This is a genomic window from Janthinobacterium algoris (genome assembly GCF_051380935.1).
GTDB lineage: Bacteria > Pseudomonadota > Gammaproteobacteria > Burkholderiales > Burkholderiaceae_D > Janthinobacterium.
In genome coordinates, this window is record NZ_JBNYXZ010000024.1 from 16,180 (window position 1) to 37,730 (window position 21,551).

Genomic DNA, 21,551 nt, shown 5'->3' on the forward strand with positions numbered 1-21,551 from the left:
CTCCCGTGGCATAGTCTAAAATTTGAGCAGCGCAGCCGTCATGACCCCGCCGTACAGCAGGAACAGGCTGCCAAGGCAGCCGGTAAAGCCATAGCGGGCGCGGCGGCGGCGCACCTGCTGCAGCGGCGTCCAGTTCATGGATACCGTGCCCAGCACGTTCAAGCCCGTGGCATCGCGCAGTTCGGCGGGGCTGAGGAAGGTGGGACGCACCTGGCTGATCAGCAGGGCCGTGGCGATGCCGGCTACCAGGGCCGCGCCCAGCGCCGCGCTGAACAGCAGCGGACGGTTCGGGCCGACGGGCGCATATTGCACCGTAGGCGGGTCGATGATCTTGAAGGCCATCATCTCGGTGGTGGAGCTGAGTTCGCCCGACAGCTTGGCCGCTTCGCGCCGGCCGATCAGCTTTTCATAGTTTTCCTTGTTGATGATGTAGTCGCGGTTCAGTTGCGCCAGCTGCGATTCCACCTCAGGCACGGCATTGCTTTGCGCCAGCAGGCGCTCATTGCGCGCGTTGTATTCCTGCACGCGCGCGCGGATGGCGGCCACCTTGGCGTCCGCGTCCGTCAGCGCCACCTTCAGCTGCTGCAGCATGGGGCTGTAGTTCTTGCCAGGGTCGCCGGACGCCGTTTTCAGCTTGCTTTCCTCGATCTTGCGCTCTTCCAGTTGGGCAATGAGGCGCTTCGAGGCGATGATGTCGGGATGCAACTCCGTAAATTGCATGCGCAGACTGTCGAGGTTCTTGTTGAGTGAGGCGATGCGCTCGTCGAGTTCCGGATTCGTGATGGCCGACGCGTTCGGCTCCAGGTCGAGCACCGGCTCGTCGCCCTCGATCTGGCTCAGGATGGCCTTGCGCGATTGTTCCGCCTCGACCAGTTCCAGCTTGGCATTGTTCAGGCTATCGGATGACATCAGCAACTGGCTGCCATAGTCGATGCCCTGGCGCGGCAGCAGCAGGTTGTTGCGGATCTTGAATTCCTTCACCAGGTTTTCCGCCGTGCTCAGCTTGTCCTCGTAATTCTTGATCTGCTCGTCGATAAATTGCACGGCTTTCTGCGAATCGCCCTTTTTACCCTGGAAACTGCCTTCGACAAAGATGGTCAGCAGGCTTTGCACTACGTCGCGCACCAGCTTCGGGTCGCGCCCGCTATAGCTGATGGTGTAGATGTCGTAGGCGTTGGTGCCGGTGATCTTGATGCGGCTCATCAGCTCATCGAGCCGGGCTTCGTGTTCGCGCACGGTCTTCGAATCCAGGTCGAGGTCGACCATGCGCATGACGCGCTCCACGTTCGGGCGGCTGAGCAGGGTGCGGCTCATGATGGCTACCTGCTGTTCCGTGTTCGGCACGCTGGTCATTCCGGCCAACAGCGGCTTGAGGATGGTTTGCGTATCGACAAACACGCGCGCCGACGTCTGGAAGTCGTCGGGCAGGGTGATCACCTTGATGAAGCCGCCGATCGCCACCAGCCACGCCACCAGCACCGCATGCCAGCGGTACTTCCAGATGCCTTTCAGGCTGGAAAGCAGTTGCTGTATCAATTCCTCCATGTCGCTTCCTTCTGGTGACGGTGCTGCACGGTCGATGGCTGGGCGGCGCGGACAACGGCGTCTTGCAAGAAATGCTTGCCTGTTGAGTAAGCAAAGTATAGGGCCCCTGTCGAGCAAGATTTCCCAAGATGATTGCTTCTTGATACGCCTCAAGGTTCACTTGCCGGGTTTTAATAATCATAGGAAGTTCGCGGCCCAGGCTGGTTCTGCGGGGCCGGCCATGGACGCGCCATCGACTCGAAGAGGCCCCGCATGAATCCGTTTCGCCGTGCATTTGTATGCCACACACTGGTACTGGCAGGTGGCGCCAGCTTGCTGGGGGGCTGCCGTACACGCTATCCGCTGGCTCCCGCCGACGACAGCGCGCCCATGCACGACTACCTGATCGGCCCGGGCGACTCCGTCAACATCATTGTCTGGCGCAATCCGGAAGTGTCGCTGACGGTGGCCGTACGGCCGGACGGCAAGATCACCACGCCGCTGGTAGAGGATTTGGCCGCCAGCGGCAAGACCTCGACCCAGCTGGCGCGCGACATCGAGCAAGCCTTGGGCAAGTTTATCCAGCAACCGGTGGTGACGGTCATCGTCACCAATTTCTCGGGTCCGTACGGCGAGCAGATCCGGGTCATCGGCGAGGCGGCCAAGCCGCAGGCGCTGCCGTACCGGCTGGGCATGTCGCTGATGGACGTGCTCATCGCCGTAGGCGGCATCACTGACTTTGCCGCTGGCAACAAGGCCAGCATCATCCGCATGCGCGAAGGTAGCCAGCAGCAGCTGGGCGTGCGCCTGGATGACCTGCTCAAGCATGGCGATATTTCCGCCAACGTCATGATGCGGCCGGGCGACGTGCTGTTGATACCGGAGAGTTTCTTTTAGTAGCGATCCCAGCAATATCTAAACAGTATTTATATTTGTTCTTTTGTACTTTTCGGCAAATTTCAGCGTGCTTTTTTGCTATCTAAAAGCACTATCTTCAGTTTTTTTTAGCTGACGGTGGGAACTTTTTTGGCTTTTTTCTTGTCACAAGGCATTGGCTTCAGTCCGTCTCGACGGCGGCCGATGAATGTGAGGACAAGATGAGCTTTCAAGATGAACCCATTATTTCCTTCGACACGCCAGGCATCTTCAGTGACCTGGTGGTGGGCGAGGGGCAGATCGACCCGGCCATGGAGCACGAGCTCGACCTGCAGCGCTTTCATATCCGCATGGCCAATTCGCGTGGCCGGCGCGAAGCAGCCAGTTTGCTGATCCGCAAGATGTACGGCTGGCGCGGCTATGCCGTCGATCCCGCCATCGCGCATGCGCTGAATAAAATCACCCTGTTTGCAGAAACGGCAGGCTCCACCGTCGGTACGATGACCTTGTGCCTGGATAATGCCGAGACGGGCTTGCCCGCCGATGAAAACTTCCGTGACAAGCTCGACGTGCTGCGCGAAGAAGGCCGGCGCCTGTGCGAACCGTCGCGCCTGGCCATCGACAAGGGCGTCAGCAAGCGCGTGTTTGCGGCGCTGATTCATATTTCGTATATCTATGCCCACAATATTCACGGCTTTACGGATTACGTGATTGAAGTCAATCCACGGCATGTGGTGTTTTACAAGCGCATGCTCGGTTTCAAGGATTTTGGCGGCGAGCGAGAGTGCACGCGCGTGGGCGCGCCGGCCGTGCTGCTGCGTTTGGATCTCGACTATATGGGGGCCCAGATCCGCAAGTACGGCGGCATGATGGAACAGCATGGGGGTGAACGATCGTTTTACCCCTTTTTTTTCCCGACATGGGATGAACCTGGCATCACCGATCGGCTGCGGCAGGGGCGCAACTGATGCATGTATTTTTCAACATGATCGCCTGCATATGGCTGCCCGGAATCGCATATGTGATGCCGCTGGGTGCGCTGATGGCGGCCTCTTTCAAGCCTTTGACATACACCATGTTGACGATGCCGTAGACGAGGCCGGTCTCGGGATCGAACAGGGGGCTGCCGCTGCTGCCCGGATATGCCGTCGCGTCCAGCTGGAACACGATGTACGGTGTTTTTTTCAGTTGTGCCAGGCGCCGTGGGTCGAGGCGCTGCGCATTATCGCTGGGCGTGACCACCGGCGTCAGCGACGACACGGTGGCGCGGTGCGTGACGTGACGTAAGCCCAGCAAGGTACCTAAAGGAAAGCCCGTAAAGGCCATGGCCTGGCCTTCGCGCACCGTGGCCGCGTCGCCCAGCGCCAGGGCAGGCAGCGGCGCGCCCGCCAGGCGCAACAGGGCCAGGTCGTGTTCCATGTCCATCGCCTGCACTTTGGCGTGGCGAAATTGCGCCGCCTCGCCCTGACCCGTGAGAATGCCGATGACTTCGTCCGGATTGGCGTCGAGCAGTTTCTGGATCACATGGGCGCAAGTCAGCACGCTCAAGCCATCGCCCGCCACGAAGCCCGTGCCAATGAAATTCATGGGCGGCGTGCGCGTCTTTTGCAGGCTGCCCACGCCAACGACGGACGGTTTGATACGCGCAATGACTTGCGCCAGGGCTTCGTCGGCACGGCTGGGCGCGCTGGCCAGGGCCAAGGCAAGGCAAGACATCAGGGCGGAGGAGAAGGTAAACGGCAGGGCTTTCATGGCGGCGCACTTTCAGCAGGACGAGGTAGCGAGGGTGGCGAGGGTGGCGAGGGCTGCAGCAGCGCACACAGCAGCATCAGGTAGCACAGCAGGGCAATGCGCGGCACGTCGAGCAGGCTGTCGAACAGGCCGACGACGAGAAAACCCAGCAGGGCGGCGGCGCAGGCCAGCGCGCCCTTGTCGCCTCGCGTGGCCTGGCGCAGCAGGCGCAGGCTGGCCAGGGCCAGCAGGCCCAGCATGGACAGTGCGCCGCACCAGCCCGTTTCCACCAGCAATTGCAGCGGCAGGCTCTTGATATGCCACGGCAGGTGATGGTGGTCGCTGCTGAAAAACCAGTAATTGTTTGCCTGCGTAAAGCGTCCGTTAAGTATCAATTCCTCGCCGTCGGGCGCGCGCAGGCTCAGATTGTCGACCTCGATCAAGGATGAGGTGGCCGTACCGCTGGCCGCCAGTTCCAGTTGCACGGGCGGGCGCAGCAGCCAGGCGCCCGCGCCCAGCCATCCGCTGTCGAACGGTACTTCATAATGCAGCCACACACTGGCCGGCGCGCCTGGTTGCGGGAGGCGCAGGCGCAGGGGAACATTCACGCAGTTTTGTGCGTACAGCAATTGTCTCTGGCACAGGCGCACCAGCAGCACCGGCATCGGGCCGCTTCTACGCGCGTCGAGCGCCAGCGTGTAGCGCGTGGCCGGTTGCACCGGCAGGCGTTGCAGCAGCCGCAGCAGTTCGCCGTAGCCGGCGCTGTAGCCGGGACTGGCCAGTCGGACAAACGTGTTGCCGGCCTTATCAGGCGCGCCGCCTTCCTCCGCATACGCGATGCTGGCCGGCACCTCGCGCCCGGGATTGTGCCAGTAATACGTGGCGGGAAAGCTGCCCATGCCCATGCCGAACAGCTGATTGCCCCAGTCGGATGGCTGCATGGACAGCACTTGACGCCAATGGCGCAAGCGGCCTTGCATATCGAAGGCGGTGGTGGCGAAACGTTCGGTGGCGTAATAGCTGGCCGAGACGGGTATGGCCAGCAGCAACAGGATGCCGGCCGCGCCCGCCATGCTCAGGCTGGCGCGGTCCAGCTGCCACAATGGTGGGCGCAAGCGTCCATTGCACAGCATCAGCATGGCCAGCAGCACGACCAGGCAGGCCGGCGGCAGGGCCGCTGGTCCCGCCCAGTGCCAGCCTATCCAGACGAGATTGCACGCCAGCATGGTCCACGCCATCATCGCCAGGCTCAGCCTGGCTGGGCCCTTGCTGGCAGCGCCGCCCGACCGGAGGGGGCCGGGCAGTAGCACGGTCGCCAGCAGCGCGGCCGCTAGCAGGAACAGGAAATACGGACCTTTCAGCCAGCCGGCTGCCTGCTGGCCAGTCCCTTCCGGCCACCAGCTGGCCAGCAGCCCCTGCAGGCACAGCGCGCACAGCAGGCTGGCCGGCGCCAGGCGCCACGGCAAGGGGCGCGCCGCCAGCACGAAGCTGGCCGCGAGCAAGACCACGGCGGCGAGCAAGCCCCGGTAGCCGGCCACGCTGAACATGGTCACGAGCAGGACGGTGCCCAGCACGGCCAGCAGCAGGCTCAGCAAGAGTTTCCCCATTGGTCGCGGGCCCGTCGGGCGCCGCGCCGCGCCGTGGCCGGTGCGCAGGATCTGCCACAAGGCCAGCAGCATGGCCGCTGCCACGGCCGCGTACAGGCCCCGTGAAAAAGTGCTGCATGCCGCGTGCAGGGCCAGTGCCAGCAGCAGCATGGCCAGCGCCGCTTGCCAGCGGCTGCGCGCGCGCGCCAGCCACAGTCCCGCAAATGGCAGGCTCAGGGCCAGATAGCCGTCCAGCGCGGCGCCGCCCGTGTGCATGGCGGAAAACGGCGCGGTGATGCGGTAGTCGCTGGACAGGTTCATCAAACCGGGAAACACGGCCCGCTCCCACAGCGCGATCAGGGACACCGTGGCCAACCCGCCCAGCATGCCCGGCAGCGCGTAGCGGCGCAGGGCGGACGCGTCGCCGTCACGCAGCAGCATCGGCAGCAGCAGCATGCTCCAGGCCCAGGCCTTGCCCAGCCGCACGCTGTTGTAAGGGCTCAGATAATTATCCCAGGCATACACGTCGAGGGGCACCAATGGCAGGACGCCGCGCAGCAGCGCCGCCAGCCAGGCCAGGCTGCACAGCAGTAGGCAGGCGCGGGCGGCGGGCGCAAGCCGCGCCGCTGCAGGCTTGGCGGACCCGCCCAGGCGCCAATAGCCGCAAGCCACCGTCAGCAACAGCAGCACGTCGATTTCTTCGAACAAGAACCAGCCCGTCCACGGTGCCAGGTCCAGCACGGGCAGCAAGGCAGGCAGGCAGAACAGCCAGCAGGCGGGACGCCAGCACAGCAGCAGGAAATAGGCGGGCAGCAGGGCGGCAAACAGCAGGCCGGGCCAGCCGTGGCCCAGCGGGTAATGGCGTAAGGCCAGCATGCAGAGCGCGCCCGCCAGCAAGGCCAGCAGCCGCAACGCCAGGCCGGGCAGGGCCGCGTGTGCCACCATGGCCTAGAGCTGGGTCAACAAAGCCTGCGCTTCGGCCCGCTGCGGGAAATCCTTGTTGGCGGCCAACAGCTGTTCCAGTTGCTGGCGCGCCCCCGGTTTGTCGCCCGATTTCGCCAGCGCCGCGCCCAGGTGGTACTGGATGTCGGGAGACTTCGGCGCCAGGCCGGCTGCCTTGCGCAGCAGGGTGGTCGCGCGCTTGACGTCGCCCTGTTCCAGCACGATCCAGCCCAGGGTGTCGAGCACGATGGGGTTGTCCGGCACCAGCTTCAGCGCCTGCTCGGCCGTCGCCTGCGCGCGCGGATCTTTTTCCTGCTGATACGCCCAAGCCAGGTCGTTCAGCGCCGCCAGATTGGCCGTGTCCTTGGCAACGATGTACTGCAGCTGTTCGATGGCTGCGCGGTATTGCTTTGCCGCCAGTTTGGCGCCGGCCAGGTAGGTGCGCACGCCCAAGTCATCGGGCTTGTCCTTCAGCCAGGCCGCCATGCGCGCATCCGCCTCGCGCACCTGGCCCGAGGCCAGCAAAGCGCGGTACAGCTGCACCTGCATGGGGCCGATCTTGCTGATCTGGAGGGCGTGTTGGTAGAGCTTGACGGCTTCCTGCGGCAGTTTCTGCGCCATCAGCACGTCGCCTTCGAGTTTGTAGCCGGCCGCCAGCTTCGGCTGCTGCTGCTGCACCTGGCGCGCCACGGCCAGCGCATCGCGCTGGCGGTTCAGCGACAGCAGCAGGGTCACTTCGACCACGCGCGCTTCGAGCAGCGTCGGATCGAGCGCCTGCGCTCGCTTGACGGCTTGCAGCGCATGGTGGCCGTCGCCCAGTGTCAGGTGCAGGCTGGCGATGCGCATCTGCAGCGGCGCCGACGTCGTCTGTAGGCTGGCCAGCTTGCTGTAGCTGCCGAGCGCCGCCTGCGCCTGGCCGGCGCTGTATTCGACCTGCGCGCGCATGGCCAGCGCATCGGCGTCGTCCGGGTGGCCCGACTGCAGCGTGCGCGCCAGTTCCAGCGCCTTCTCGGGCGCGCCCGTCTGCAGGTAAAAGTTACTCAGCAGCAGGGCCGGCGCGACGGCGTCGGGGTTGTCGCGGTGGGCCCGCTCCAGCCAGCGCCGCGCCTCGTCCGTTTTGCCTTGCGAGGCGGCCAGCTTGGCCAGCGCCGCGCACAGGTCGGTATTTTTCGGCGCTTTCGCCAGCGCCCGCTCGAAGCGCTGTTTCGCTTGTTCTGGCTTTTTCTCGGCCAGGTCGATCTGCGCCAGGTTGTTCAGTGCGGGTAAATAGACAGGGTCCATCCCCAGGGCCTGCTCGAAACTGGCGCGCGCAGCGGGCACGTTGCGCAAGGCCATGTAGACGCCGCCTTTCAGGTTCAGCAGCAGGGGATTCGTGCCTTTCTGCTGCTGTTCCAGCATCTTGACGGTGGCCAGGGCCTTGTCGTTCTGTTTATTGCGCAGCAAGGTCATCACCAGCATGGTGCCCACCTGAGGCGTGCTCTTGTCGAGCATGCTGGCGCGTTCCAGTTCGTCGATGGCACGGCTGTACTCGCCCATGCCCAGGCGGGTGATGCCCAGCGCCGCATGCAGCCTGGCCGTGTCCGGCGCCAGAGTATTGGCCTTCTCGAAATACGCTGTCGCCTTGTCGTACTGGCGCGCACGCAAGTGGGCTTCGCCGGCCATAGACAGCAGTTCCACGTCGTCGGGCAAGGCGGACAGCACGGGCAGCAGCAGGTCGAGGGCGGCGTCCGTCTTGCCGCGCATCAGTTCGATCGACGCCATCATCTTGAGCGCGTACACATGTTTGGGATGGACGGCCAGGAAGCGTTGCAGATAGCTTTCCGCCAGTTGAGGCGAACCCAACTTCAGTTGCACGGCGCCGGCCAGCAGGATGGACGGCATGTGCTCGGGCGCCACCTTGAGCACCAGTTGCAACGATTGCAGGGCCGCCTTGTTCTTGCCCTGGCGGAAATCGAGCAGCGCCTGGGTCTGCAACAGGCCCAGGCTGTTGGGCGCCGTCTTGCGCGCCGTGGCCAGCTGGGCCGTCGCTTCCAGGTAGCGGTTTTCCACGATATCGAGGTTGGCCAGGTCGATATGCGCCTGGGTATTGTCTGGCTTGAGCTTGAGGATTTGCATGTAGGCGCGCCGCGCCGCGTCGTTCTTGCCTTGCAGGCGCAGCAGGTCGCCCTGCAGGCGCAAGGCGTCGAGGTTGGCGGGTTCGTTTTTCAAGGCTTGCGCCAGCAGCAGCTCGGCCGCCATCACCTGTTGTTCCAGTGCCGCCAGCCGCGCCAGACCCAGCAGGGCCTCGACCTGGCCCGGATGGACTTCTTGCAGGCGCGCAAACACGGCGCGCGCTTCGTCCTGGCGGCCCAGGGCCAGCAGCGCATCGCCGCGCAGGGCCAGCACGGCTGGCGGCTGCGCCGCATCGTCGGCGATCTCGGCCAGGACCTTGTCGAACTGGCCCAGCATCAGCCAGGCCTTGCCCAGCAATGGCATCACTCGCTGCGATGCCAGCCCTAGCGACTTTGCCTTGCGCAATTCTTTCTCGGCAGACAGCGCTTCGCCCGTGTCGATATAGATGCTGCCCAGCAGCAAGCGTGCCGTCGCGTTGTCCGGCTCCTTTTGCAGCAGGTTCTTCAACTGGATGATGGCGGCGCGCGCCTCGCCTTTCTGGCGGTACTGCTGCGCGTCGGCCAGCAGGGACTCGCTGCTCTGCGTGCCGTGGCACCCCGTCAGCAAGGGCAGCAGCAAGGTGCAGCACAGCGCGGCGGCCGGCAGGCAGGCAAAGGGAAGGGGCAGGGAGCGGGGCAAGGAGCGGGGCATGGAAATCTCCGGTAGCGGCGTGCATGAGGGATGGGCATGGCCTAGCTTAAAAAGATGGCCGCCGGTCTCCTTGATTGTGCTCAACAAGCCGCCGATTGTCCGCGCGCGGGCTTGCCGCTGCTCCTGGTTCCTTGTTCCCGCTCAAGAATGGCCGGGCCGGCAACCGTAGAATTTCCCGGACGGCGATGCTCAGGCCGCAACCATTTGGAGCAATGCATATGGATAGCAGCGTGAATGGCAAGGGGGACGTGGTGGCGGTGGTGGGGCTCGGTTATGTCGGCTTGCAGCTCGCCGTCGCGTTTGGCATGCGCCAGCGCACCATCGGCTTTGACTTGTCCGCACGCAAGGTGGAAAGTTACCGCAGCCATGTTGACCCCACCGGCGAAGTGAGCACGGAACAGCTGCGCGCGGCGCAGTGGCTGAGCGTGGGCTGCGATCCGGCCGAGCTGCAATTGGCCGATTTCATCGTCGTGGCCGTGCCCACGCCTGTCGACAGTGCGCATAATCCCGATTTTTCCGCCCTTGCCGGCGCCAGCGCGGCCGTCGGACGCCACATGCGGCGCGGCGCCATCGTCATCTACGAGTCGACCGTGTATCCGGGCGCCACCGAGGAAATCTGCATCCCCATCCTGGAGCAGCATTCGGGCCTGCGCTGGAAGGAAGACTTTCATGTGGGCTTTTCGCCGGAGCGCATCAACCCCGGCGACAAGGCGCACACCCTGCACAGCATCCGCAAGGTGGTCTCGGGCGACGACGCCGTCACTCTGGACAAGGTGGCTGCCCTGTACGAAGGCGTGGTCGAGGCGGGCGTGCACCGGGCATCGAGCATCCGCGTGGCCGAAGCGGCCAAGGTCATCGAAAACACGCAGCGCGACCTGAACATCGCGCTGATGAACGAGCTGGCCATTATCTTTGACCGCATCGGCATCGACACCCTGGAAGTGCTGCAGGCGGCAGGCACGAAATGGAATTTTCTGCCATTTCGCCCAGGGCTGGTGGGCGGCCATTGCATCGGCGTCGACCCCTACTATTTGACGCACAAGGCGGAAATGCTGGGTTACCATCCGCATGTGATTCTGGCCGGGCGCCGCATCAATGACGGCATGGCCAAGTTCGTGGCGGAAAAAACCATCAAGGAAATGGTGCGCGCCGGTTTTAAACTGAAGGGCGCGCACGTGAATGTGCTGGGCCTGACCTTCAAGGAAAATTGCCCGGACTTGCGCAACTCAAAAGTGGTCGACATGATCCACGAACTGCAATCGTACGGCGTGCAGGTGCACGTGCACGACCCCGTCGCCGATGGCCGCGAAGCGCTGGAAGAATACGGCTTGGCGCTGGAAAGCTGGGACCAGCTGCCGCGGGCCGAGGCCATCATCAGCGCCGTCTCACACCAGGCCCTGCTGGCCCGCCCGCTGGCCGACTTCCAGGCCAAGGTGCTGGAGAACGGCTGCTTCATCGACATCAAGTCGCATTTCGACCCCCGCCCGCTGCAAGACGGCGGCCTGCACGTGTGGCGGCTGTGATGGCGGCCGACGCTGTCGATTCTGCAACCGACACGGCGCCTGGTGCGGCAGGCACGGCTGCCGGCGCGTACGCGCAAGCCTGCGCGCAGCTGGCCAGGGAACCGCGCCGCTGGCTAGTGACGGGCGTGGCCGGCTTCATCGGCTCGCACCTGCTGGAAACCTTGCTGCAACTGGGGCAAGAAGTGCGCGGCCTGGACAATTTTCTGACGGGCCACCGCCACAATCTGCAACAGGTGCGCGCCAGCGTGGGCGAAGCGGCGTGGCGGCGCTTCACCTTCGTCGAAGGCGATATTCGCGACCCGCAGGCGTGCGCGCGCGCGTGCGGCGCACCGGCGCAGGCCGCCAGCAGTGGCGACGGTGAGGCAGATGCTGGCGACAGCGGCAGTCTGGCCGGGAACGGCCGTGTAGAGACTGGCGAGCCGGTCGACTATGTGCTGCACCAGGCCGCGCTCGGTTCCGTCTCGCGTTCGCTGGAAGACCCGCTGCTATGCCATGCCGTCAATGTCAGCGGTTTCCTGAACATGCTGGCCGCCGCGCGCGACGCGGGCGTGCAACGTTTCGTGTACGCCGCGTCCAGCGCCACCTATGGCGACCACCCGGCCTTGCCGAAGGTGGAGCAGCACATCGGCGCCCCCCTGTCACCGTATGCCTTGAGTAAATATGTCAATGAGTTGTATGCGCAGGTGTACGCGCGCTGCTACGCCATGCAAACGGTGGGGCTGCGCTACTTCAATGTCTTCGGTCCGCGGCAAGATCCGCTGGGCGCCTACGCCGCCGTCATTCCCCGCTGGATTGCCGCCATGCTGGACAAGCAGGCCGTGTACATCCATGGCGACGGCGCCACCAGCCGCGACTTTTGCTTTGTGCATAATGCCGTGCAAGCCAACATTCTGGCCGCCACGCATGTCGATCCTGCAGCCGTGAACCAGGTCTACAACGTGGCCGTCAACGCCCGCACCAGCCTGACGCAGCTGCACGCCACCATGCAGCAGATCTTGCTGGTCACCCGCCCGCAGCACGTGCCGCTGGCGCCGCACTACGGCGAATTTCGCGCCGGCGACGTGCGCCATTCGCAAGCGGACATCGCCAAGGCGGCCCGCTTGCTGGGTTACGTACCCACGCACGACTTGGCGCAAGGATTGCATCAGACCATAGCTTGGTATGTGGCGCAGGCCGACCGGGCATGAGGTAAAAGCTGGTCGCACATCCGCTACGAGCTGGCCGCACCTGACGTACGCCCGCAGGCGGCCCGCATTGTGGCCCGCATAATCTATGTCCGATACTATTTCACACCGCCGCGATTGCCTGTCGCCTAGCGCTGCACGGACGGTGCTGGCGGTGTTGGCGGCTCGGGCGGCTCGGGCACGCCGTCGGTCTTGCTGTGGAGAACACGGGGTGTACCCCGGAAATCGGCCGTGTGCAGGGTGACGGGGCGGCGCCAGACGCGGCCGATATACGCCAGCACCTGTTCCGCGCGCTCCAGGTCGAGGCCGCGTCCATCACGCTGGTGATCGTGCTGCAGCACCAGGCTGCCGTCGTCGTTGAGCAGGGTGACGGCGATGCACGGCGCGCCATAATTGTATTTGGGCACCAGGATGGCTTCGCGGATGGCCCGCAAGTCGCGGCTGACCAGGCGCGTTTCGCCGTCGCGGCGGCTTTCATGCACGAACAGGCCCAGGCGGTCAGCCAGTTCCCCGTCCAGATAGTTGCGAATGAAGCTGTAATCGTCGTCGTCGCGGCAAATCTGGCGCGCCCGCGCCAGTCCTTCGCGCTCGATGATGTGTTCCCACATGCAAAAGCCCAGGTGATAGGGATTGACGGCCAGCGCCTGCTGGTGCTCGCCCGCGTAAGGGCGCACCACGTCCGAATGCGACTTGATGGCGGACAGATACAGTGCCGGGGGCAGGAAGTCGGCTTCGCGCAGCAGCCGCGCATGCCAGTACGAGGCCCAGCCTTCATTCATGATCTGGCAGGCGTACACGGGATAGAAGTAAAACGACTCTTCGCGCACGGCCAAAAAGATGTCGCGTTCCCAGTCGGCCAGCTCCGGCCCGTGTTGTGCGATGAACCACAGCAAGTCATACTCGGCTTGCGGCGGCACGAGCGGGTGCTGCGCCATGCGCTCTCTGGCCGCCTCGCGCGCCGCGAGCGTGGCCGCCTCACCGGGCAAGCGCCGATAGCGTTGTGTAAAGGGATCGTCTGCGGCGGCTTGCTTGCCCGCCACGCCGGCTGGCCCAGATGCTGCGGCATAGGGTGGGCGGTGCAGCTCGGCGTGGACATCCACATGCTGTTCCAGCGCCAGTGCGGCGTCGAGCACGGCTTCCACCTGCTCCTGCCCGTGCTGTTGCAGTGCCGTTTCGAGACGCCGCGCCCGCGCCGCGCTTTGTTCCAGGATGTGCTGGCCCGCCATGGCGCCGAAACGCAGGAACAGAGCATTGCGGCTGGCAAAGTCGGCGTGGCCCAGCACATGCGCCGTGACGAGTGTGTTTTCGGCCACGGAATTGTGTTCTGCCATGTAGGCATGGCAAGGGTCGCCGGGAAACATGACTTCGAAAATGTGCGAATTGCCCATCTTTTGATGCACGAGCTGATGGATGTAGCGCACGCCGAACGACCAATGGCGCATGCGCACGGGCAAGCCATAGATGGCGATCTCGGCCATGAAACTGTCCGGCACCAGTTCGAACTCGACAGGGGGAAATGCCAGGCCCAGTTCCCGTGCCAATGCTTCGATGCGCGCAGCGTAGCCGTCCAGGCCCAATGTTTCTGCCTTGTCTGCCTTGTCTGTCGCGTTGCCGTGCAACGGTGCATCTGGTTGCATCATGGCGCCTCCTGCGTGTCGGCCGCCTCGTGCTGGAAAAAGGTGCGGATGGCCGCCCACACATCGTCGGTCCTGCTGAGGATGCTGCTGTGCAAGGGCAAGCCCCGCCGTTCGTGCTCGGCGCACAGGCTGTGCATTTCCGTTTCCAGGCTGCGCGGCACGCCGGGCAAGGTTTCCACATAGCCCATATAGCTGAGCAAGGCGGCCAGGTCGCCCAGAGCCAGGCTGGCCGCCCCCCGGTCTTCGCTGAAATTTTCGCCATCCGAGGCATAGAACAGGTAGGCGTTATAGCGCCCCGGTGCATAGTGCTCTTGCAGCAGCTCGCGGCTCAGGCGAAGGGCGCTGGACGCCATGGTGCCGCCTATGCCATTGACCTGGAAAAATTCGGCTTCGGAAAATTCCCAGGCGCGCGTCGTATGGGCGATGAAGCGCGTTTCCACGCGCGCATACCTGCGCCGCAAGCCCTGCAAGGCAAAGAAAAAGAAGGATTTGGCCAACTTGCGCTCGGCTTGCGCCATGCTGGCCGACACGTCCAGCACGAAAAAAACGACGGCATTCGTGCTGGGCCGGGGCTGTGGCAGCACCTGGCGGTAACGCAAGTCATCATTGGTGAAGGGCACGGGCTGCGTTTGCACCGCGCGCCGCTTGATCGCTTCCTTGACGGTGCGGCGTCGGTCCAGGCGCGAACGGGCGCCATGCCGATCCAGGCCGCTGCGTACCAGCCGCACGTCGTCGATCACGCCCAGGTGACGCGGCTTCAGGTGTGGCAAGTCGAAGGCTTCCCATAGCCAGTCGAGTATGTCGTCGATGGGAAACTCCAGCAGCAGGCGCACCGCCCCCTCGCCATCGCCGCCTGGCGCCCCGGCCTCGCCCGTGGCGGCGGGGTGCGCCGCGCGCAGAAGATCGCCGGGCCGGCCTTCACCCTGGCCTGCCCCCACGCTGTTGCGCGCGGGCGCCAGGCGAAAACGTGCATGTTCGAGCAGGTGCATGGGTACGCGCACCGTGCGCTGCTGGGGGCCGCCGATCAGGTCAGGCATGGCGATCAGCTCGGGCAAGTGCGCCTGCACGGCTTCGCGCACTATCTGGTTGTGGCGCAGCCAGTCGCGCGCGCCGCGCGAGAACAGCGCGTACCAGGGCTGGGCCAGGGCAGACGCGGAGGAAGCTGGCGAGGTTGTGGCGGACATGGCTATTCCTGCGCCAGCAAGGTGGTGACGTAATTGAGCGCTTCGCGCGCGCTATGGACGTCATAGCCATATTCGTCGACCAGGCGCTGCTCGACGGCGGAAATCCTGGCCCGCACGTCGTCGTCGGGGCGCTTGGCCGAGTCAACCAGGCGCAGCACGTCGCGCCGCTGCTCGAACAGATATTGCTGGACGGCATCATGCAATTGCGCATGGCTGGCCAGGCCAAAGGCCTCGCCCCGCTTGAACGCGCTCATGGCCTTGCGCACCACTTCTTGCCGGAAGGACTGCTTGCCAGAGTCGCTGATGTGGATTTTTTCTTCCACGGCGCGCAGGAAGCGTTCGTCGGGGCGGCGTTCTTCGCTGGTGATGGGATCGCGGATCTGGCGGTTGTCGAGCATGGCTTCGACTTCATCGAGATATTTGCTTAGCAAGTCCTGTGCTTCTTGCTCGAACGACACGAACAGGGCCTTGTGCACGTCGGCTTTGACCCAGCGGTTATAGAAGTCCTTGCGCGTGAGCACCAGGTAATCGACCCACTGACGCTTGCGCCGCGGTTCGATGCGCGCATCGTTTTCGATGCCATCCTTCAGGGCCAGCAGCACGTCCATGGTGGAGAGGCTGTTGCGTTGGGCGGAAATGATGGCGTGCGACAGGGCATTGATGACGAAACGGGGCGACACGCCCGACAAGCCTTCGTCGGGCGACTTGTCGCGCTCGCGCAAGCGGCGGATGTCGGCATGCTGCAAGTCGCCGACGTCTTCGTCTGCAACCACGCGCAGTTTCTTGACCAGCTCGGCTTCCTTGTCCTCGCCCTCGGGCAAGCGGCTGAGGATGGCGAACACGGCCGCCGCATGCAGCACGTGCGGATCGAGGTGCACGTCGCGAAAGGCGGGCGCGGCAGCCAGGATCAGCTTGCGGTAGATGCGTGCTTCTTCGCGGTAATTGAGCGTATACGGCACTTGTACGATGACCATGCGGTCGAGCAGCGCCTCGTTCTCGCTTTCTTGCAGGAATTTGCGAAATTCGGCCAGATTCGTGTGCGCGAGGATGGTTTCATCGAGGTAAATCAAGGGAAAACGTGAGACCTTGACATTTTTTTCCTGCGTTAACGTCAGCAGCAGGTACAGGAATTCACGCTTGACCTTGAGGATCTCAATCATTTCCAGCATGCCGCGGCTGGCCGCATACACGGCGCCGGACCACGACCACGCGCGCGGATCGCCTTCATCACCGTACTGCGCCACTTTCGACAGGTCGACGGAACCCACAAGATCGGCCAGGTCGGCCGTGGTAGGGTCGTGCGGCGCATACGTGCCGATGCCGCAGCGGCCCGCCTCGGACAGGTGGATGCGCTCGACGGGCATGCGCAGGAAGTCGCCCGCGTACTGTTCTTCCAGGCGGGCGCGGCAATGAGGGCACAGTTCGCCATGCAGCTCGGCATCATAGCTGGCGCGAAAGTCGGCGCGCATGCTGTGCGGCACCAGGTGCAGCGGCGATTCGTGCACGGGACAGCCGGCGATGCCGTACAGCGCGCCTTCGCTGCTGTGGCTGTATTCCTCCAGCCCACGCTTGAGCAGGATCACCAGGGTCGATTTGCCGCCCGATGGCGGGCCCAGCAACAGCAACATGCGCCGGCCCACCTCGGAGCCAGCGGCGGCCGCCTTGAAGTAGGCGGCGACCCGGTCGATCGCCTCGTCGATGCCGAACAGCTCGTCGTCGAACAGGCGGCAGCGGAAGCGTCCGCTGTCATCGGTCCGGCCGTTCCCGCGCATCATGTCCCACAGGTACTGGTGCGCGCTGCGCGTCAGCAGGGCCGCGCGGCCGGGCAGGATTTGTTCGATGAAGTCGGCAAAACTGCCGCGCCAGGGGCTGATGCGGTGTTTTTCCGCCCAGGCCGCCATGCCGTGCATAAAACCGGCATGCTGGCCCGCGGCGCTACCGGCGTCTCTCGTGTTGTCGCCCGCTGACGCCGCTGCCGCAGGCGCGTCGTCGTCGGATTGGCGTGTCATACCAGGGCTCGTCATTGTTTCCCCATCCATACCGTTGCTGGCGTTGCTAACCTTGCTGCCGTGGAACAGGCCTAGTTCCAGCCTGTTGGCCCAGTATACGGCGGCGCCTCTGCCCGCACGCCTGATCTCGCTCAACCTTGACGAGGGAACTATTTTTGCCCCCGTTGGCGCAGGGCGGCCACGCACCTGCGCAGTTCAATCCAGATCAATACCGGCCGGCGCGGCCCGTCCACACTGGTGGTTCGCAACGACCCACGAGGAGAACATGATGATAGGCAACGAGAACGGTTTCAGCGCCCCACCGGGCAGCAGCGGCAGGGGACAAAGCGCGGATGATGAAGAGGCCATCGGCCAATTTTCCGTCCCCGGCGAAGACGACACTACGATCGAGAGCGCATCCGTCTCGGACGTGCCCGATGCCTTGAGCGGCGTCAGCATGGAATTGCTGGAAATCAAGCGCAGCATCGAAGACGGCATGCGCCAGTCCATTTCCCAGGCGGGCGGCGTGCGCGCCGCCGATGCCTTCAGCGACGGCGGCAATATCCAGGGCGTGTCCATCGGCCTGGGCGAGGGCGCCAGCGACAGCTCGTCTGGCGAGCCGGGCTTGCCAGCGCTGACCCTGTATGTGGCCGAACCCACTTCCGTCGACCGCGCCAAGGCCGCCATCGTGGGGGCCATGGGCGTGCGCGCCGTGGCCAGCGACAGGGTGCCCGTCAACATCGTCGTTACGGGCGTGATCGACGCGCAGCCGCACCGTTTCCGCCTGCGTCCGGCGCCGGGCGGCGTCTCGGTCGGACATTTCCGCATCACGGCCGGCACCATCGGCTGCCTGGCCGTGGGACGCAGCGCACCGCGCAACGGCCGCTTGATGATTCTTAGCAATAATCACGTGCTGGCCAATTCCAACGGCGGCGTGTTCAACGACTGCATCGTGCAGCCGGGCCCCATCGACGGTGGCCGCTGCCCGCAAGACCAGGTGGCCGTGCTCGAGCGTTTTGTGCCCATCAATTTCAGCGGCGGCGTCAATTTTGTCGATTGCGCCACTGGCTGGGCCTGGCCAGACCGCGTGCGTCCCGAACTCGTCTACCTGAGCGGCGGCGTGCCGGCCTATTTCCGCATCAGCAATGCGCTGGTGGCGCCCGCGCTGGGCATGATGGTCGGCAAATCCGGACGCACGACGCAATTGACGCAGGGCCGCATCACGGGGCTGGGCGCCACCATCAACGTCAATTATGGCGGCGGCAGGATCGCGCTGTTCCAGGACCAGATCGCCATTACGGGCGTCAGCGGGGCATTCAGCGCGGGCGGCGACTCCGGCTCATCCATCTGGACCTGGAACCAGCAGCGCAATCCCGTCGGTCTGCTGTTTGCCGGCGGCGGCAATATCACCTTTGCCAACCAGATGCGGCGCGTGGTGGTGGCGCTCGACATCAATTTGTACACCTGAGTGCTGACGTAGCCAACGGCCGCAGAAAACGGCGCGGCGGCGTGATGCTTCCTTGCACTGCGCCGCCTTTTGCACGATGATGATAGGGTCAGGCGTGGCTGCCATGCATGGCTTGGCGGGCAAGAGGCGCTGCCGTGTCTCCTTGTTCCACGCGTGCCATGGGCAGCATCAGGAGGATGTGTCATGTCAAATAGTAAATTTGTATCAGCGCCATACGCCGTCTTCGAGGATGCGGCCATGCCGTATTTGCCAGACGAGACCGTTGGCTACGCTCATGCCGCACCGCCGCCTGGCCGGCTGGAAGCGGCAAAGCGGCGCAACGAGCGGGCCCTGATGGCGATCGATGGGGTCGAAGGCGTCAGCCTGGGGCAGACTGCCATCGGCGGGGAAGCCCTCGTCGTGTATCTGCGCGATGCGTCCGTCAAGCGGCGCGTGCCGTCGCAGGTCGATGGCTATCCGGTGGAAACGAGCATCACGGGCCAGATCGATATCCAGCGCTGATAGGCAAGCGGGCCTGGCGCCCAGTCCTGCCTGCCGCAGAGTGCTGCGGCGGCAAGCCTGTTGCCAGGCCTTCCGGTCGTCTATCCGCCAGCTTTTTTCAGCCGGCCCAACTTCCGGCCCAACTTCCGGCCTTCCTTCCGCCCCAACTTCCAGCCTTACTTGCTCAGACGTGCAATCGCTTCGGCCACGCCCGCGCCGTAGGCGGGCTCGCACAGGGTGCAGTTGCCAATGTGGCGTTGCTTGACTTGCTCCGAGGCGCCCGAGATGGCGCGCGCCGTGTTGTCGAACAATACTTGCTGCTGTGCCGAGGTCATCAGGCGGAACAAGGCGCGCGGCTGCGAATAGTAATCCTCGTCAACGCGATGGTTCCAGTGGTCGGCTGCGCCTTCCAGGCTCAGCGGCGGTTCGCGGAAATCGGGCTGCTCGGCCCATTCCTGCTCGCTGTTCGGTTCATAGCCCAGGGTACCGCCCTGGTTGCCGTCGACGCGCATCTGGCCATCGCGGTGGTAGCTGTGGAACGGACATTTCGGCGCGTTGACGGGGATATGGCTGTGGTTGACACCGAGGCGGTAGCGCTGCGCGTCGCCATACGAGAATAAGCGGCCTTGCAGCATCTTGTCCGGTGAAAAGCTGATGCCGGGCACCACATTGGCCGGATTGAAGGCCGCTTGCTCCACTTCCGCGAAGTGGTTGTCGGCATTGCGGTTCAGTTCCAGCACGCCCACCTCGATCAGCGGATAGTCGCCGTGCGGCCACACTTTCGACAGGTCGAAGGGGTTGAGGTGATACGTGCCTGCCTCTTTTTCCGGCATGATCTGCACGTACAGGGTCCAGCGGGGGAAATCTTTGTTTTCGATGCTTTCGTACAGGTCGCGGTGCGAACTTTCGCGGTCCTTGCCCACCAGCGCCTCGGCTTCGGCATCCGTCAGGTTTTGTATCCCTTGCTGGGTTTTAAAGGTGAACTTGACCCAGAAACGCTCGTTTTGCGCATTCAGGAAGCTGAAGGTATGGCTGCCAAAACCGTGCATGTGGCGGAAACTGCGCGGCAAGCCGCGGTCGCTCATCACCACCGTCACCTGGTGCAGCGCTTCGGGCAGCGAGGTCCAGAAATCCCAGTTGCTGTTGGCGCTGCGCAAGCCCGTGCGCGGGTCGCGCTTGATGGCGTGATTTAAATCGGGGAATTTCAACGGGTCGCGCATGAAGAAGACGGGCGTATTGTTGCCGACCAAATCCCAATTGCCTTCTTCCGTGTAGAACTTCAGGGCAAAGCCGCGGATATCGCGTTCCGCATCCGCCGCGCCCCGTTCGCCAGCCACCGTGGAAAAGCGCGCGAACATGGGCGTTTGCTTGCCCACGGCGCCAAAAATCTTCGCCCGCGTGTAGCGCGTGATGTCGTGCGTGACGGTAAACGTGCCATGCGCACCGGAACCCTTGGCATGCATGCGGCGCTCGGGGATGACTTCTCGGTCGAAGTGGGCCAGTTTTTCCAGGAACCACACATCTTGCAGCAGGGCAGGGCCGCGAGGGCCGGCCGTCTGGATGTTCTGGTTGTCGACAACAGGCGCGCCAAAGGCGGTGGTCAGCTTTTTCATTGGACTCTTTCTTTCATGGCTAGGCAGAGCAATGGACGCACCGGCGCTACTCAAACACTGGCTGGGTTGAATGAATACTCACTGGGGCTGGTCCAGAGTAAAATTTCTAAAATGCAAACCAGTGTAAACCTTTTCCTGCTGGACAGCAGGCCACTCCGCCTGCGCAAGCTCAAGCGGTGCGCTTGCATCATAACTGCTGAGTCACTGCCGGCCTCACACGCTTGCAAGTTGCATGTATATAAAGGCTGGCTTCGATCGCGCCACTGGCCTTTTGTCCAGGTTATACAACCCAGTTTTTAAAACTTGTTCCAGTTATTATGCCGGTGTTCCGTCGCTTCCTTCATCAAGTGGCCCGCGCGCAGGGCGTCGTCGGCTTGCACCGTCATGGCCAGCTCCTGGATGGCGGGCGGGTAGTCGTGGTGCGCCGCTTCTTCCAGCAATGCATGGGCCTTGACCTGGTCACGTGGCACGCCGCGGCCTTCGCGGTAGGCGTTGTACAGCAGGAACATGGCGTGTGGATTGCCCAGTTCGCTCGATGTTTCCAGCCAGCGGGCCGCTATCACGGGATCTTGCGGCATGCCTTCGCCGTTGGCTGCCAGCAGGCCCAGCATCAAGGCCGACTTCGCATGGCCTTGCTGCGCCGCTTGCCTGTACCACAGCCAGGCTTGGGCTGGCGTGGCCGCGCGCAACATCTGGCCCAGCTCGAAGGCCGCTTCCGTGTCACCGGCGCGGGCCGCCTGTTCGAATAGACTCAGCGCCTCGGCGCGGCGTTCCGGACGAAGCTGGTAAATCAACGCCAGTTCGCGCTCGGCGACGGGCATGTCCTTGCCTGCCCAGCTGCGCACGCGGCGCTCGGCTTGGTGGTCGCCCGCCTGGCGCGCCTGCATGGCGACGGCTTCGATTTCGGCTGCCGTGGGCGGTGGCGACGACTGGCAGGCGGCCAGGGCAGCGGCCAGCACGACGGCGGGCAGGGAGAGTGCGTGTTTCATCGGGATCACCTTGCTAAATGAGGG

The 21,551-nt window shown here is 64.1% G+C and carries 15 protein-coding genes; 6 read left to right on the forward strand and 9 right to left on the reverse strand.

Going from position 1 to position 21,551, the window contains the following annotated elements:
- Positions 1-15: 15 nt before the first annotated feature.
- On the reverse strand, positions 16-1,545 hold the full coding sequence (locus tag ACQ4W7_RS25860; protein ID WP_426071133.1) for an XrtA system polysaccharide chain length determinant: 1,530 nt from the start codon (positions 1,543-1,545) through the stop codon (positions 16-18).
- Positions 1,546-1,797: 252 nt separating this feature from the next.
- Between ACQ4W7_RS25860 and ACQ4W7_RS25865 the strand changes: the two genes are divergently transcribed.
- Together ACQ4W7_RS25865 and ACQ4W7_RS25870 are read left to right on the forward strand one after the other, a co-directional pair.
- Positions 1,798-2,421 carry an XrtA/PEP-CTERM system exopolysaccharide export protein gene (locus tag ACQ4W7_RS25865; protein ID WP_426071132.1) on the forward strand — a complete coding sequence of 208 codons (624 nt, stop codon included), beginning with the start codon at positions 1,798-1,800 and terminating at the stop codon, positions 2,419-2,421.
- 200 nt (positions 2,422-2,621) lie between these two features.
- Positions 2,622-3,368 carry an N-acyl amino acid synthase FeeM domain-containing protein gene (locus tag ACQ4W7_RS25870; RefSeq protein ID WP_426071131.1) on the forward strand — a complete coding sequence of 249 codons (747 nt, stop codon included), beginning with the start codon at positions 2,622-2,624 and terminating at the stop codon, positions 3,366-3,368.
- On the opposite strand, the gene ACQ4W7_RS25875 is transcribed toward ACQ4W7_RS25870, so the two are convergent.
- The 3 genes from ACQ4W7_RS25875 to prsT are packed head-to-tail and all read right to left on the reverse strand — an operon-like array spanning position 3,337 to position 9,461.
- Positions 3,337-4,152 (reverse strand): S1 family peptidase, encoded by an 816-nt coding sequence (locus ACQ4W7_RS25875; RefSeq protein ID WP_426071130.1) that lies wholly within the window; start codon positions 4,150-4,152, stop codon positions 3,337-3,339. The two genes, ACQ4W7_RS25870 and ACQ4W7_RS25875, sit on opposite strands and share 32 nt — an antisense overlap.
- Positions 4,149-6,662, reverse strand: coding sequence for a hypothetical protein (locus ACQ4W7_RS25880; protein ID WP_436534319.1), 2,514 nt, complete (start codon positions 6,660-6,662; stop codon positions 4,149-4,151). Before ACQ4W7_RS25880 ends, ACQ4W7_RS25875 begins: the two co-directional genes overlap by 4 nt.
- Positions 6,663-6,665: 3 nt before the next feature.
- Complete coding sequence (gene prsT, locus ACQ4W7_RS25885) at positions 6,666-9,461, reverse strand: XrtA/PEP-CTERM system TPR-repeat protein PrsT (RefSeq protein ID WP_436534321.1); 2,796 nt, start codon at positions 9,459-9,461, stop codon at positions 6,666-6,668.
- Positions 9,462-9,679: 218 nt separating this feature from the next.
- On the opposite strand from prsT, the gene ACQ4W7_RS25890 reads away from it, so the two are divergent.
- Positions 9,680-10,984 (forward strand): nucleotide sugar dehydrogenase, encoded by a 1,305-nt coding sequence (locus ACQ4W7_RS25890; RefSeq protein ID WP_436534323.1) that lies wholly within the window; start codon positions 9,680-9,682, stop codon positions 10,982-10,984.
- A complete protein-coding gene (locus ACQ4W7_RS25895; protein ID WP_436534325.1) occupies positions 10,984-12,171 on the forward strand; it encodes an SDR family oxidoreductase in 1,188 nt (395 codons plus the stop codon). The genes ACQ4W7_RS25890 and ACQ4W7_RS25895 overlap by 1 nt, the downstream gene beginning before the upstream one ends.
- Positions 12,172-12,296: 125 nt before the next feature.
- Here ACQ4W7_RS25895 and ACQ4W7_RS25900 read toward each other — a convergent pair whose 3' ends face one another.
- The 3 genes from ACQ4W7_RS25900 to ACQ4W7_RS25910 are packed head-to-tail and all read right to left on the reverse strand — an operon-like array spanning position 12,297 to position 16,998.
- On the reverse strand, positions 12,297-13,808 hold the full coding sequence (locus ACQ4W7_RS25900; RefSeq protein ID WP_436534327.1) for a SpoVR family protein: 1,512 nt from the start codon (positions 13,806-13,808) through the stop codon (positions 12,297-12,299).
- On the reverse strand, positions 13,805-14,989 hold the full coding sequence (locus ACQ4W7_RS25905; protein WP_436534329.1) for a DUF444 family protein: 1,185 nt from the start codon (positions 14,987-14,989) through the stop codon (positions 13,805-13,807). Before ACQ4W7_RS25905 ends, ACQ4W7_RS25900 begins: the two co-directional genes overlap by 4 nt.
- A 2-nt stretch (positions 14,990-14,991) precedes the next feature.
- Entirely contained in the window at positions 14,992-16,998 is a 2,007-nt protein-coding gene (locus ACQ4W7_RS25910; protein ID WP_426071123.1) for a serine protein kinase, read from the reverse strand.
- A gap of 265 nt (positions 16,999-17,263) precedes the next feature.
- Between ACQ4W7_RS25910 and ACQ4W7_RS25915 the strand changes: the two genes are divergently transcribed.
- Together ACQ4W7_RS25915 and ACQ4W7_RS25920 are read left to right on the forward strand one after the other, a co-directional pair.
- Positions 17,264-18,445, forward strand: coding sequence for a chymotrypsin family serine protease (locus ACQ4W7_RS25915; RefSeq protein ID WP_436534331.1), 1,182 nt, complete (start codon positions 17,264-17,266; stop codon positions 18,443-18,445).
- Between the two features lie 183 nt (positions 18,446-18,628).
- Entirely contained in the window at positions 18,629-18,946 is a 318-nt protein-coding gene (locus ACQ4W7_RS25920; protein ID WP_426071121.1) for a hypothetical protein, read from the forward strand.
- Positions 18,947-19,101: 155 nt separating this feature from the next.
- On the opposite strand, the gene ACQ4W7_RS25925 is transcribed toward ACQ4W7_RS25920, so the two are convergent.
- Positions 19,102-20,538, reverse strand: coding sequence for a catalase (locus tag ACQ4W7_RS25925; RefSeq protein WP_436534333.1), 1,437 nt, complete (start codon positions 20,536-20,538; stop codon positions 19,102-19,104).
- Positions 20,539-20,834: 296 nt separating this feature from the next.
- The gene (locus tag ACQ4W7_RS25930) at positions 20,835-21,527 is read right to left on the reverse strand and encodes a tetratricopeptide repeat protein (protein ID WP_436534335.1); all 693 of its coding nucleotides are present in this window, start codon (positions 21,525-21,527) and stop codon (positions 20,835-20,837) included.
- Positions 21,528-21,551: the final 24 nt, after the last annotated feature.